This is a genomic window from Frateuria sp., from assembly GCF_035943815.1.
Lineage (GTDB): Bacteria > Pseudomonadota > Gammaproteobacteria > Xanthomonadales > Rhodanobacteraceae > Frateuria_A.
Genome location: NZ_DASZBU010000012.1, coordinates 1 through 12,634, shown reverse-complemented (window position 1 = coordinate 12,634; position 12,634 = coordinate 1). Strand labels below are relative to the sequence as shown.

The 12,634-nt window shown below is 69.0% G+C and carries 13 protein-coding genes and 1 tRNA gene; 4 read left to right on the top strand and 10 right to left on the bottom strand.

What is annotated here, in order from left to right; all coding sequences use genetic code 11:
• The first annotated feature begins 88 nt into the window (after positions 1-88).
• On the top strand, positions 89-2,656 hold the full coding sequence (locus VGU65_RS07540; protein ID WP_327474286.1) for a GAF domain-containing hybrid sensor histidine kinase/response regulator: 2,568 nt from the start codon (positions 89-91) through the stop codon (positions 2,654-2,656).
• A gap of 96 nt (positions 2,657-2,752) precedes the next feature.
• On the opposite strand, the gene VGU65_RS07535 is transcribed toward VGU65_RS07540, so the two are convergent.
• The 4 genes from VGU65_RS07535 to VGU65_RS07520 all read right to left on the bottom strand — a co-directional run bounded on the left by VGU65_RS07535 (position 2,753) and on the right by VGU65_RS07520 (position 5,609).
• Positions 2,753-3,577, bottom strand: coding sequence for an SGNH/GDSL hydrolase family protein (locus VGU65_RS07535; RefSeq protein ID WP_327474284.1), 825 nt, complete (start codon positions 3,575-3,577; stop codon positions 2,753-2,755).
• 80 nt (positions 3,578-3,657) lie between these two features.
• Positions 3,658-4,134, bottom strand: coding sequence for a hypothetical protein (locus tag VGU65_RS07530; protein ID WP_327474281.1), 477 nt, complete (start codon positions 4,132-4,134; stop codon positions 3,658-3,660).
• A gap of 76 nt (positions 4,135-4,210) precedes the next feature.
• A complete protein-coding gene (locus VGU65_RS07525) occupies positions 4,211-4,867 on the bottom strand; it encodes an NAD-dependent epimerase/dehydratase family protein (RefSeq protein WP_327474279.1) in 657 nt (218 codons plus the stop codon).
• A 328-nt stretch (positions 4,868-5,195) separates the two neighbouring features.
• Positions 5,196-5,609 (bottom strand): MAPEG family protein, encoded by a 414-nt coding sequence (locus tag VGU65_RS07520; RefSeq protein WP_327474277.1) that lies wholly within the window; start codon positions 5,607-5,609, stop codon positions 5,196-5,198.
• 259 nt (positions 5,610-5,868) lie between these two features.
• On the opposite strand from VGU65_RS07520, the gene VGU65_RS07515 reads away from it, so the two are divergent.
• A complete protein-coding gene (locus tag VGU65_RS07515) occupies positions 5,869-6,261 on the top strand; it encodes a VOC family protein (RefSeq protein ID WP_327474275.1) in 393 nt (130 codons plus the stop codon).
• 60 nt (positions 6,262-6,321) lie between these two features.
• Here the strand turns inward: VGU65_RS07515 and VGU65_RS07510 are convergent, their stop codons facing one another.
• Positions 6,322-6,807 (bottom strand): GNAT family N-acetyltransferase, encoded by a 486-nt coding sequence (locus VGU65_RS07510; protein WP_327474273.1) that lies wholly within the window; start codon positions 6,805-6,807, stop codon positions 6,322-6,324.
• 174 nt (positions 6,808-6,981) lie between these two features.
• Between VGU65_RS07510 and VGU65_RS07505 the strand changes: the two genes are divergently transcribed.
• Positions 6,982-7,365 carry a cupin domain-containing protein gene (locus tag VGU65_RS07505; RefSeq protein WP_327474271.1) on the top strand — a complete coding sequence of 128 codons (384 nt, stop codon included), beginning with the start codon at positions 6,982-6,984 and terminating at the stop codon, positions 7,363-7,365.
• 105 nt (positions 7,366-7,470) lie between these two features.
• On the opposite strand, the gene VGU65_RS07500 is transcribed toward VGU65_RS07505, so the two are convergent.
• Positions 7,471-8,253, bottom strand: a complete 783-nt coding sequence (locus tag VGU65_RS07500; protein WP_327474269.1) for an AraC family transcriptional regulator — start codon at positions 8,251-8,253, stop codon at positions 7,471-7,473.
• Positions 8,254-8,338: 85 nt separating this feature from the next.
• On the opposite strand from VGU65_RS07500, the gene VGU65_RS07495 reads away from it, so the two are divergent.
• Positions 8,339-9,388 carry a hypothetical protein gene (locus tag VGU65_RS07495; protein WP_327474267.1) on the top strand — a complete coding sequence of 350 codons (1,050 nt, stop codon included), beginning with the start codon at positions 8,339-8,341 and terminating at the stop codon, positions 9,386-9,388.
• Positions 9,389-9,425: 37 nt separating this feature from the next.
• Here VGU65_RS07495 and VGU65_RS07490 read toward each other — a convergent pair whose 3' ends face one another.
• The 4 genes from VGU65_RS07490 to VGU65_RS07475 all read right to left on the bottom strand — a co-directional run bounded on the left by VGU65_RS07490 (position 9,426) and on the right by VGU65_RS07475 (position 12,491).
• A complete protein-coding gene (locus VGU65_RS07490) occupies positions 9,426-10,709 on the bottom strand; it encodes an RNA polymerase sigma factor (protein WP_327474265.1) in 1,284 nt (427 codons plus the stop codon).
• On the bottom strand, positions 10,699-11,055 hold the full coding sequence (locus VGU65_RS07485; RefSeq protein ID WP_327474263.1) for a YciI family protein: 357 nt from the start codon (positions 11,053-11,055) through the stop codon (positions 10,699-10,701). Before VGU65_RS07485 ends, VGU65_RS07490 begins: the two co-directional genes overlap by 11 nt.
• A gap of 280 nt (positions 11,056-11,335) precedes the next feature.
• On the bottom strand, positions 11,336-12,211 hold the full coding sequence (locus VGU65_RS07480) for an ATP-grasp domain-containing protein (protein ID WP_327474261.1): 876 nt from the start codon (positions 12,209-12,211) through the stop codon (positions 11,336-11,338).
• Positions 12,212-12,416: 205 nt separating this feature from the next.
• Positions 12,417-12,491: transfer RNA gene (locus VGU65_RS07475), tRNA-Val, on the bottom strand.
• Between the last annotated feature and the right edge of the window lie 143 nt (positions 12,492-12,634).

The following is a 12,634-nucleotide window of genomic DNA, read 5'->3' as shown; positions in this document are numbered from 1 at the left end:
CGTCCCGCCATCCCGCGGGACCCGCCCACCTCCCCGTGCGTCCGGCAGCAAAGAGTGGCTGCCCCATCCCCCAAGAGGAACGAGCACCGTGCCCCTGTCGCTGGAAGTGATGTCGCCTGAAAAAAGCTTCCTTGCCGGCGGAGGCAAGGTGGGCGAGATGATGCGCGCCCACGACTGGTCCCGCTCGCCGCTCGGCGACCCGACCCACTGGCCGCAGTCGCTGCGCTCGGTCGTCAGCCTGCTGCTCAATTCGAAGTTCCCGATGTTCGTCGCCTGGGGACCGGAGCTGGGCTTCCTCTACAACGATTCCTACGCCGAGATCCTGGGCGCCAAGCACCCGGCGGCGCTGGGCAGCCGCTTCGAGGACATCTGGCGCGAAATCTGGGCCGATATCGAGCCGTTGATCGACGCGGCGATGTCGGGCGAGGCGGTGTACCGCGAAAACCTGCCGCTGTTGATGAACCGCAAGGGTTTCGAGGAGCAGACCTGGTTCACGTTCTCCTATTCGCCGGTGTGGGACGAAAGCGGCCAGATCGGTGGCATGTTCTGCGCCGTGGCCGAGACCACCGACCAGGTGCTGGCGGTCCGCCACCAGCGCTTCCGCATCGAGCTGGAAGATGCGCTGCGCGACGTCGCCGAACCGCACGTCCTGGCCGACCGGGCCGTCGCCGCACTGGGCCGGCACCTGGGCGCCCAGCGCGTCGGCTACGCCAAGGTGCTTCCCCGCGAGGAAACCATCGCCTACGAGGCCTGCTACACCGACGGACTCGATCCCCTGATCGGCTGCGCGCCGCTGGCCCCGTTCGGCGCCGGGCTCGTCGCCCGCCAGCGCAACGGCCAGACCGAAATCTGCGCCGACGTCGAAGCCGACCCGCAGCACGACCTGGACGCCTGGCGGGCGATCGACACGCGGGCGTTCGTCTCGGTGCCGTTGGTCCGCGACGGCCGTTTCTTCGCCTGCTTCTTCGTCAATTTCCGCGCGCCGCATCACTGGACCACCCATGAGGTCGCCCTGATCGAGGACGTGGGCACGCGTACCTGGGCGGCGATCGAGCAGGCCACGGCCGAGATCGCGCTGCGCTCGAGCGAGGCGCGCTTCCGCGCATTGCTCACCACCGGCGCGTACTCGGTGTTCCGGATGAGCCCCGACTGGCGCGAGCTGCGCGAACTGGAAGGCCAGGGCTTCCTGGCCGATACCTCCGAGCCGAACGAAGGGTGGCTGGAGGCGTATGTCCTTCCCGAGGACCGGCCTCGCGTGGCCGCAGCCGTTCGCGAGGCCCTGGAGAACAAGAGCATGTTCGAGTCCGAGCACCGCATCCGGCAGGCCGACGGCAGCCTGGGCTGGACCCATGCCCGCGCGGTGCCGATGCTGGACAGTGCCGGCCGGATCGTGGAGTGGTTCGGCGCGGCCAGCGACACCACCGCGCGCAAGCGCGGCGAAGAGGCGCTGCGCCAGCTCACCAGCGAGCTGGAGCAGCGCATCGCCATCGCGGTGGAGGAACGGCAGGCCGCGCTCGCCCAGGTTCACGAGATGCAGAAGATGGAGACCATCGGGCAACTCATCGGCGGCGTCGCGCACGACTTCAATAACCTGCTGACGCCGATCCTGGGCGCGCTCGACACGCTTGCGCGCAGGCTCGACGGCGACGAGCGCGCCCGCCGGATGACCGCCGGCGGCCTGCAAGCGGCGGAGCGCGCACGGACGCTGATCCAGCGCCTGCTCGCCTTCTCCCGTCGCCAGCATCTGGCCCCGCGCCCGGTGGACGTCGGCCGGCTGTTGTCCGGGTTCGCCGACATGGTGTCGCGGTCGATCGGCCCCGGTATCCGGCTCGTGGTGTCCTGCCCGCCGAGCCTGCCGCCCGCGCTGGTCGATCCGAACCAGTTGGAGCTGGCGCTGCTCAACCTGGTGGTCAACGCCCGCGACGCGATGCCCGAGGGCGGCGAACTGGTGGTCGTCGTCGCCGAGGAACACGAACGTCGCAATCCCCGGCTCGGCAAGGGAAGGTTCATCCGCTTCTCGGTCTCCGACACCGGCGTGGGAATGGACCGCGAAACCGTCAAGCGCGCCATCGAGCCGTTCTTTACGACCAAGGGCGTCGGGCGCGGCACCGGCCTCGGCCTGTCGTCGGTGCATGGCCTGGCCGCCCAGTCCGGCGGCGATTTCGCGCTCGACAGCCAGCCCGGCCGCGGCACCACCGCGACGCTGTGGCTGCCGGTGTCGGACCAGGTGCTGGCCGAGATGGGCGTCGCGGCCAACGATGCGCCGATCCCCCGCGTACCCGGCGCGACCGTCCTGCTGGTCGACGACGAGGATCTGGTTCGCAGCGGCACCGCCGAGATGCTGGCAGACGCGGGCTACACCGTGGTGTCGGTCGACTCCGGCTTCGAGGCGCTGCACAAGGTCAACAGCGGCCTCGCCTTCGATATCCTGGTCACCGACTACGCGATGCCCGGCATGACCGGCGCCGAACTGGCGCGCGAAGTACGCCGCCTGCGGCCGCAGACCCCCGCCCTGATGATCACCGGCTTCGCCACCCTCACCGATCGCGAGGCCGGTGGCCTGCGCCGCCTGGCGAAACCTTTCCGCCAGGCCGAACTGGCCGGCGCGCTGGCCGACCTCTTGGATACGGGCAAGGAAAGCGCACAGTCGGCGTAGGGACATCGCAACCGGAGACGCCTGGGTAGCAACCCAGGGCACCTCAACGCCCGGTTGCGTCCGTCAGCACGTGTCCTCCGGGGTCCGCCTTGGGTGCTACGGTGATGCCTTCCGCAGCGCCCGCGCGATCGCCTGTTCGGCGAGCGGCGCCATGATCCGGTAGGCCGCAGGCGTCGGATGCACGCCGTCGCTGGCGAGCTGCGGATCCATGCCGCCCCTTGCGTTGGCCAGCGCGCTGTAGAAGTCGAGATAGGTCGCGCCGCTGGACGCCGCGTAGGACCTCAGCCAGGCGTTGAGCGCGCGCACCTTGCCGGCCGGCTGCAAGCCCGGCAGCCAGGGGTAGTCGCTGACGGGCAGCACGGACGCAAGGATGACGCGGATCCGATGGGCCTGCGCCAGTTCCGTCATCGAGCGGAAGTTGTCCTCGATCGTCGGCAACGTGACCGCTCCGCCATTGCCTGCAATGTCGTTGGTGCCGGCAAGTATGACCACGGCGGCGGGGTGGAGCGCGATCACGTCCTGCCGGAAGCGCAGCAGCATCTGCGCCGTGGTCTGCGCCGAAACGCCGCGGTTGATATAGGGCTTGCCTGGAAAGAAGCGGCTGCCTGCGGAGAGCCCCCACGCCTCGGTGATGGAGTCGCCCAGAAACACCACGCGTGCCTCGCCTGCCGACGGCGGCGGCAGCCGCGCGTTCTCGCCCCGATAACGTCCCAGTTGCGGCCAATCGGACAACTGCCGCTGCATCGCGCCGACCTGCTCGGCCGTGAGCGACGCCGGCGGCGCGGTATAGAGCGGGTTGATGGCGACCGGCACACCCGCGCTGGAGGCCGAGGCCGGCGGCGATCCGGTGGCGGCCCGCACCGGTCCGGCCATAGTCGCCAGCACGGCGATCGTGAAGAAAGGAATCGACAGGAACGTCATGACTGAAAACCCCTCGCATGAACCACAAGAGCATCTCGAATGCGCCGCCAGCGCGGGCGACCGCGGGCCGGCACCGTTCCTCACCACCGCTGCGCCGCCCTGGCGAGCGCAAAGCCGGAATATTCCGGCCGATCGGTGACCTCCTCGATGGCGAAGGGCGGCGGCGCACAGGCGGCAGCGTCGTCCGCCGACGCGAACTCTCTTTCGAAGATCGCCAGCGACAGCGGTGCCGCATAGATATCCAGCGCGCCGCCGTCCAGGCCGTAACGCCGCTTGCCTACCGGGTAACCGGGCAAGTTCAGGAAAGTGGTGTATTCCGCTTGCGTCAGGTAGATGGTGGTCAGAGGCTCGGCCCCGCCCGGTTCCTTGCCGTACTTCTTGCCGAGCTTGAACACCACGCCCTCATGCGAGCGCACCTTGCGCAGGCGCAGCCGGGTGTCGCAAAGGTAGACATCGTCGATCTCGCGAAACGGCAGCGCCAGCGGACCGACCGCCTGCAGGTCGACGCGCCACCGGCGCTCGCGCTCAGCGAGGGCGTATTTGGGGAAGGCTTCCACCTGGAACTCCACTGAGAGAGGGGGACGGCACAGACGATGGTCGAAACCGGGCGTCGGTCGAAAGTGCAGAAAGACCTTACTCACCCAGCCGGTTGATGGCATCGTTCTCGACCACCGCCGGCGGCGATGGATCGCGCGCCAGCGCGAGCAGGGCCCGCCCCACCCGCGCCGTCGTGGTCATCTGGCCGGGCAGCAGGTGCTCCGCCAGGGCGAGCGCGGGCGCACCAAGGCGGTAAAGCAGGTCCAGCGGTCGGTGCGGCGAGCGGATGCCCTCGACCGGGCGGATGCCGCCCGGGCGCAGCATCACCGTGGTGATCGGCAGCGCGCGCAGTGCGCGCTCGGCCTCGCCCTTGGCCCGCAGCAGCGACACTCGACTGGCGGCATCCGCGTGGGCACCGGAGATGTAGAGGAACCGCCCGCCGGGATTGCGCTGCGCAAAGACCTCGGCCACGTGCACGGTCAGGTCCACCGTGACATGCCGGTAGGCCGCCGTGGACATGCCCACCAACGGAGCGCCGGCGCAGTAGAAACACGCATCGAACGGCGCCATGTGCTCACGAATCGAGCCGAGGTCGGCGAAGTCAGGGCAAACCAGCTCCTCCAGCCGTGAGGCCTGCATACCCGAGGCCCGGCGCCCCAGTACGGCCACGTGCTCCACGTCCGGCGCCCTCAGGCACTCTCGCAACACGCCCTGGCCAACCAGACCGGTCGCCCCGGTGATGAGGATGCGCATCGTCAGACTCCGGCAATCCATGAAACATACGTGGGAACGGAGCCGCCGGATGCGATCGGCATGGGCGGGAACCTTCGCCGCAAGCCGAGCACTGCGGTCCGGTCGGTCTCCACGACCGTGGTCTGCGGCTGACCCGCCACGCGCCGTTTCGCCGCGCACGAGGCGCCCCGGTTATCGACTGGCGCCAGCGTGACGAGCGAATGGCCGTCCGAACCCCGGGGCTGGGCGACCTTACCGCCGGGTCCGTCTACGTCGCGTAGGCGCCGCCGCTTTGGCATGGGCCGCCCCTTTCGTGGCTGCGGCCGGGGCTGGCTCGACCGGCTTCCCTTCAATCCGCAGCCAACATTTCGAACGCCCAATACACGCCAATCGCCATCTGCACGGCGAACGCAGCGAAACGGATCGTCACCGCTCTTGGGCCGACCGAGGCGAGGTGCACGAGCGACTGGAAAAGCCTCGCGGCAAGCAGCGCATAAGCGAGCGGGTCGGTGACGGCCGTACGGTCCGTAGCAATGGCGAGCATCAGCAGGCCACCGAAGACCGGCAGGCTTTCGATGCAGTTGGCGTGCGCCCTGGCCAGCCTTTGCATGAAGGGCGACAAGCCTGCGTTGTCGGGGGTAAAGCCGTTGGGGGGCACTTTGCCGCGCAGCACGAGCTGCGCGCGAATGGCTTCCATGAGCACCAGCAGCAATAGTGTCCACGTGATGAAGCCGGTCAGGGCGATCGTGCTGTGCGACATCATCGCTACACTCTCCTGGAAGCCTGGCAAGGTTGGCCGCGTGGCCGCGCCGCAGGATCGGTCCTGGAAGGAAACCGTTTTCCCCGGATCCGGTCGTCGCGGGCGAGCTTAGCTCCATCCTCGTCCCATCGAAGAGGCTTGCCCGCGGCAATGCCTATCCCGGCTCCGCGCATGCGAGGGCAGCTGCGATATGCGCGAGTCCCGCCGTACCATGGGTCGCCCTGGCGAGTCTTAACCGTTGTTTGACCCAAGGGAAAAGCCCGTGCCCATCCGACTGGATCACCTCATCGTTCCCTCGCGCGACCGCAAGGCCGCGGCCGCGCTGCTGGCCAGCATCCTGGATGTACCGTGGTCCGAAGACACGGCGGCCGGTCCTTTCAGCCCGGTCTACGTCAACGACGAATTGACGCTTGACCTGGGCCAGGTCATGGGCGAGTTCTCGCCCCAGCACTATTGCTTCCAGGTGAGCGAAGCGGAGTTCGATCTCATCCTCGGCCGCCTGGTCGACAAGGGCATCCCTTACCGGAGCACGCCCATGGGCCCGGTGGACATGCAGGTCAGGCATCAGCACGGCGGCCGCATCGTCTACTGGAGCGAACCGGACGGGCACGCCTGGGAAATCCTGACCTCCAGCTACGCCCGAGTGGCGGGGTAGGCGCAGCACGGGCGACTGCCTGCCCGGCGCACGCGGATGCCCGACCGCGGGGGCGCCGGGTCAGGGCGCGGCCCTCACCGGATCGGTCGATGGCAGGTCGAGGTGGAAGAACTGGTTGAAGTCGCCGGCCACGTATTCGCCGAACGGATCGCCCTTGACGAACCCGAACCCGGCATACAGCGCGATGGCACTTTCGAAGGGTTCGCCGGAACCCGTTTCCAGGCTGACGCGCCGGTAGCCGCGCTGCCGCGCCACGCCGATCATGTGCCGCAGCAGCGACGCCGCCACGCCCTTGCGCACGTGCCGCGGCGAGGTGCGCATGGACTTGATCTCGCCGTGGGCATCCGACAACCGGCGCAGGGCGCCGCAACCGAGCAGTTCCTCATCCTCCCAGGCGGTGAAGAAGCTCACGTCCGGCTGCTTCAAGGCAGAAAGGTCCAAGGCATGCACGGTGCCCGGCGGCGAATGGGCATGCATGGCCGCCAGGTGCAGGCGCAGGAGTCCGACGACCCTGGGGTCATCGAGCCGGCCGGACGAAATGATCATGGAGGCATCCCTCGGGTTCGGTCACGACCAACGATATCCGCTCCCGTCGCGCCGTCAGCTCTTTCAGCGCATCGAGAATCCGGGGCTCCACCGAGCTTTCCTTTCGGCGACCAGGGCGCTTGCCCCAAACCGTTCGCTGTCACACGATGAGGGGCTCCCCCATCAGGCCCCCCGATGCCCGCGTCCATCACGCCCGAAGCCATTGCCGCCAGCTTGCCCGCCCTGTGGTCGCCGCGCGTCATCGGCGAGGTGGACGATGCCTACGTCAAGGTAGCCCGGATCAAGGGCACACTCGCCTGGCACAGCCACGACGCCGAGGACGAATTGTTCTTCGTGCTCCGCGGATCGCTGCGTATCGAACTGGAAGACGACGTGGTCGAACTGCAGGCCGGACAGATGTGGGTCGTGCCCAAGGGCGTGCGCCATAACCCGGTCGCCGACGAGGAATGCCTCGTCCTCCTCATCGAACGGAAGACCACCCTGCATACCGGCAACGTCGTGACGGAGAAAACCCGCTCGATCGCCGAGCAGCTCATGGACGCGCCAGAAGCAGGCTGAGTGCGAAGCGCACCCTGACGCGTTTTGCGGTTTTCGCGTTCTCGCGACCACCTTGTGGCGTACAGACGTGGGGAGCTGATTGGCCACGCCCATGTATTCCCCCGCTCAGGCGGATGGCTGGACCGCGTACCTCAGGTATTCGGTCGGAGTGACCCCAAGCACGCGGCGGAACATGCCTATGAAAGCGCTGCAGCTTGCGTAGCCGGCGTCGCGCGCGACGGTCTTGACGGGCCGCCCCAGGCTCATCTGGCTGAGCGCCTGGGCCAGCCGGACATGTTGCCGCCAGCGCACGAAGGACATGTGCAGCTCGCTCTCGAACAGTCGGGCCAGGGTGCGGCTGCTGGCACCTGCCCGTGCGGCCAGTTGCTCGAGCGTCTCCTCGTGCGAGGTCCCGGCGAGCAGCCGCAGGCAGACTTTCCTCAGGCGCGGGTCGGACGGCACCGGTATGTGCAAGGCCACCTGGTCCGCTGCCTGCAACTCGTGCAGCAACAGCGGTGCCAGCATCGCCATGCGTTCGGCCTGCTTTTCCAAGTGCGCACGGACGGCGGCCAGGATCAGTTCGCGCAGCAGGGGGGCAACCGACAGCACCCGGCAGTGCGATCCGAACGGCGCGCTCGTCGGCGGATCGAGATAGAGCATGCGCACTTCCACCTGCCCTTCCATGTGGATCTCGTGCTGCATCCCCACGGGAATCCACAACGCACGCTGCGGTGGAACGATCCAGATACCCTCGCGCGTGGTCACCCGCATCACGCCCGACCTGGCGTAGATCAGCTGCCCACGGCGGTGACGGTGCGGCGTGACATGCCATCCGCCCGAATAGACCTTGGCCAGCGCCGTGATCGGCCAGGATGACCGGCGGCGCGGGTAGTGTCCGATTTGCGACATAAGTTGGCTCCCTTTCGGAAGACGGACGAGGCTAGCCTAAATCTCCCCCGCACCGCGGGCAACGTATCCCTTGCTGGAGCTCCCCATGACTCCGTCTGCGATCACCCGCCGCACCCTGCTCAAGGCGGGCGCGGCCTTGGCCGGCACATTGGCGTTGGGCGGCCGCGACCTCTTCGCGAAAGGGCGTCCCGCCGGCGAACGGCCCACGCTGGTCGTGTTCTGGTTGAATGGCGGGCCCGCCGGCCTGTTCAACAGCGCGGATGCCTTTCTCGCCAACGGCGCGTTCGGGGTGACCCCGGACAACGTGCGCGCGCTTGGCAACGGACTCCACGTGGATGCCGGCTCGCTGGGCGCCCTGCCGGCGGCGGCCCTCGCCCACATGGCTTCGGTGCATTTCCGGCATGGGCTCTACACGCACAACGACGCACGCGCCGCCGTGCTGCAGGCGGGCCCGCGCAGCCAACTGCTGCGCATGGCCGCGGCCATGCCGGCCAGCCCGGTCGCCTGCGCCATCGTCAACAACCTCGGCTTGCCGGTCGGCGTCGATGCCCGCCCCGCCGGCGAACGCGGGCTCGGCTTCGAGCACATCGCGCAATGGGACCAGGCGCGCCGTACCCTTCCCCCGGCGCAGTTCGATGCCATCCGAGCGGCCTACGGTGCGGGCAGCGGCGCGGCGATCGAGGACCAGCGCTCGACGTTCGCGGCCGTGGAAACACTGGTCCGCGAGGGTGCCAACGTCGTCTTCGCACAGCCGGCCTACACGGGGCGGCACGACCGGCAGTTCGACACCCATCACGACGACACCGGGAAAACGGCGCGCGAGATCATGGCGCCGATCACGCCGTCGCTCGCCACCTTCCTGCGCCGCACGATGATGCTGCCGGAGCGCAACGTGGTCACGATGCTGGTCGGCGAGTTCAGTCGCACGCTGCCCGGCGCCGATCACGCAAAGGGCGGCACGGCCACGATCATCGGCAAGTACGTCAGAACCGGCGCGGCCGGGCGCCAGCGTCCCGACGGCTCGCCGCCGGAAGGCGCGCCGCCGCCCGAAGCTCTGTGGGCCTACGTGACCGCGGCGCTGCGCCTCGGTACGGCACCGTTCGGCCTCAATCCACATCCGGGCTTGCTGGTGTAGGCACTCGCCCGCGTCCTGAACCCGTCGCGGCGCGGGTTCAATCAGCTCCGTCGCCTTTTCCGCTTCCTGCCCAGCCGCGTGCCGAAGTCTCTTCCGACCGCCGTTGCAGAAAACGCCGTACCGCCGGGTCGCGTTCCAGCCCGATCGCGCGCTGATACGCGGCGAACGCTTCGGCCCGTCGTGCGGACCGCGCCAGCAGCTCCGCACGCGCGGCCCAGTAGGGCTGGTACCCGGCCAGCCGGTCATCGCCCAGCAGCGCGTCGATCTCGGCCAGCGCCGCATCGACGCCCTGCGTCTGGGCGAGCGCGACCGCATGGTTCACCGCGACCACCGGCGAGGCCGTGAGCGCCACGAGCGCCGCATACAACTGCTCGATCGCATGCCAGTCGACCGCCTGGCCGCGCCGCCGCACGCTGTGCGCCGATTGCACCGCCGCCTCGAGCTGGAAGCGTCCCGGTCGACCGGCCCGGCCCGCCTGTTGCAGCAGCGCCTCGGCCTCGTCGATCTGCGCGGCATCCCAGCACTGCGGGTCCTGCTCGGCCAGCGGTACGTAGTCCTGCCCGGCCTCGCGGCGACGGGCGAGCCGCCGCGCATCGGTATAGAGCATCAGTGCGAGCAGCCCCAGCGCCTCGGGCTCGCCGGGCAGCAGCGCGGCGACCAGGCGGCCGAGCCAGAGGGCCTCCTCGGCCAGGTTGCGGCGGCGCTCGTCAGTGCCGTCCGCATTCAGCCAGCCCTCGGCATAGGCCGCGTAGATCGCATCGAGCACCGCGTCGAGCCGGCCTTGCAGTTCGTCGATCGCCGGCACGTCCATGGCGATGCCCGCTTCGCGGATGCGCCGCTTCGCGCGCACCAGACGCTGCCCCATCGTGGCGGGAGCGACCAGGAAAGCGGACGCGATGGTGGCCGCGTCGAAGCCGAGCACGGCCTGCAGCATCAGCGGCGCACGCACCGCGGCATCGATCGCCGGATGCGCGCACGCGAACAACAAGCCCAGGCGCACGTCGGGCAGCTCGTACCGCGCGGGGTTCACCGCCTCGTCCGAGAGCAACAGCAGCTGGGCTGTGGTGCGTTCTTCCTGCACGCGCCGCCGCGTCACGTCGATCAACCGGCGGCGCGCCACCGTCAGCAGCCAGGCCTCCGGATTGCTCGGCACGCCGCCGCGCGGCCAATCGGCCAGCGCGGTGGCGAACGCCTCGGCCAGCGCATCCTCGGCGCCGGCGATGTCGCGCGTACGCGAGGCCAGCAAGGCCACCAGCTTGCCGTAGCTGCGCCGTGCGGCCGATTCGGCCGCACGCGCCGCAGCCCGATGCTCAGGACTCACAGGCAGACCATACGGGTCGCACCTCCACCGCCCCGTGGCTCGCCCCCGGGCAGCGCGCCGCCCAGGCCAGCGCCGCATCCAGGTCGGAAACGTCGATCAGGTAATAGCCGCCGAGCTGCTCGCGCGTCTCGGCATACGGGCCATCGAGCAGCTCGGTCTTGCCATCGCGCACCCGCACCGTGGTCGCCATATCGGCCGTGCGCAACCGGTTGCCCCCGCGCAGCACGCCGGCCTGCTGCAAGGCTTCGGTGTATGCCGTGTAGGCCGAGAGCGCGGTGGACCGCTCGGCATCGCGCAGACGCTGCAGCCCGGCCGGGTCGGCGTGGATCATCAGCAGGTATTCCATGGGGGATCCTCGAGGTTCGCGACGGCAGAGGTGCCGCCATGACGATGTCGGCCGGAGTGCGTGCGTTTCGACATCGGCCCGAGGAAGAGCGTAACGGCGCTTGGACAGGCGCGGGCGCCGAGCGGCCATCTTCTACTGACGCGACTGACCAGTCCGGTCGCACGGCCAGGTCCAGGCCCGAGCCATGACCAGGAGCGAGAGGGGTGAGCCCGGCAAGCGCGCGGAGCGACTTAGGCGCCGACGGCTAATGCCGCCGCAGCACCAGAAAAACGAGAGCGGCCTAACTACCGCCCAATCGCTCAGCCAACTGCGCGGCAAAGCGTTCGGCTGCATCTGGCCGCACGCCCAGATGCAGGTAGGGCTCGATCATTTCCAGCTCCATCAGCCGGAAGCCGCCTTCGACCACCACACCGTCCACACGGGCGTAGGCGACGTCGCCATGGCCGAGCGCGGCGGTGGCATCAAGCGCGCGCTGAGCGCTGGCGAGCACATGCGCCGGCGGGTCGGCCAGCTGCGAGGTGCCGCCAAACTCGCCCTGTACGCGGAAGTCGCCCGCGGCCGGGCGCTTGATCACGGCATGGCTGTAGCTGCCGCCGAAGAACAGCAGCGACCACTCGCCCTCCTCCAGCACCTGCGCAAGGAAGGGCTGGACCAGGTAGTGGAACTCCCGCGGCAGCGCGGCCAGCGCCGCTTCGAACGCCGGCTCGCCGGCGCGGCCGCGCACGGTGTGCCACGCGGTGCCGCTGACGGTCGGCTTGACGATGAGCTCCCGCCCGGCCGTCGCCCGGGTGCATGCCGGCAGGTCGGCAGCCGTGGTCAGCCGGGTGGGGATGATGTCCACGCCCTGCCCGGCGAGGTCCAGCAGGTAGCGCTTGTCGCTGTTCCAGCGCACCAGAACGCGGTCGTTGATGAGCGGCACCGGCAGGCGGTCAAGCCACTGCAGGAAGGCCGCGTAGTACTGGAAGTAGTCCCAGGTCGAACGCATCAGCACGGCGTCGAAGCCGGTCCAAGCCACGGCCGGGTCGTTCCACACGCAGGCGGTGGGCTCGATGCCGCGCTCGCGTAGGCAGTCCGCAAGGTGGGCATCGTCCGGATGGATGCCGGGCACCAGCACGGACGTGGCGAACGCTAGACGGAATCGGGGTGATGCGGGCATGGCACGGCCTCCTTCGTTGGAGGGCACCCTTGGGGAAGACCAGTATCCAGGGCCACGGACCCGTATCCGCCGCAACAGCCCTCGATGCCGTTTGCGCGGGATGGAAATGCGCACGGTTTTCGCTGGCTCGCAGGCGCCGCCTCGGGCGAAAACCGGTAGCCCTCATGCAAACAGGCCGGCATCGCTGCCGGCCTGTTCGAAATCTTGGTGGGCGGTACAAGGATCGAACTTGTGACCCCTACCATGTCAAGGTAGTGCTCTACCGCTGAGCTAACCGCCCAAGAGCCGCGAAGTTTAGCAAGGGTGGGGGGCGGTGCCAAGCCTTTCGGGTGTTGATCAAGAGCGAGGAGGGGAAGGCCTCCCCCTCTCCCCAACCCTCTCCCCAACCCTCTCCCCAACCCTCTCCCCAACCCTCTCCCCAAC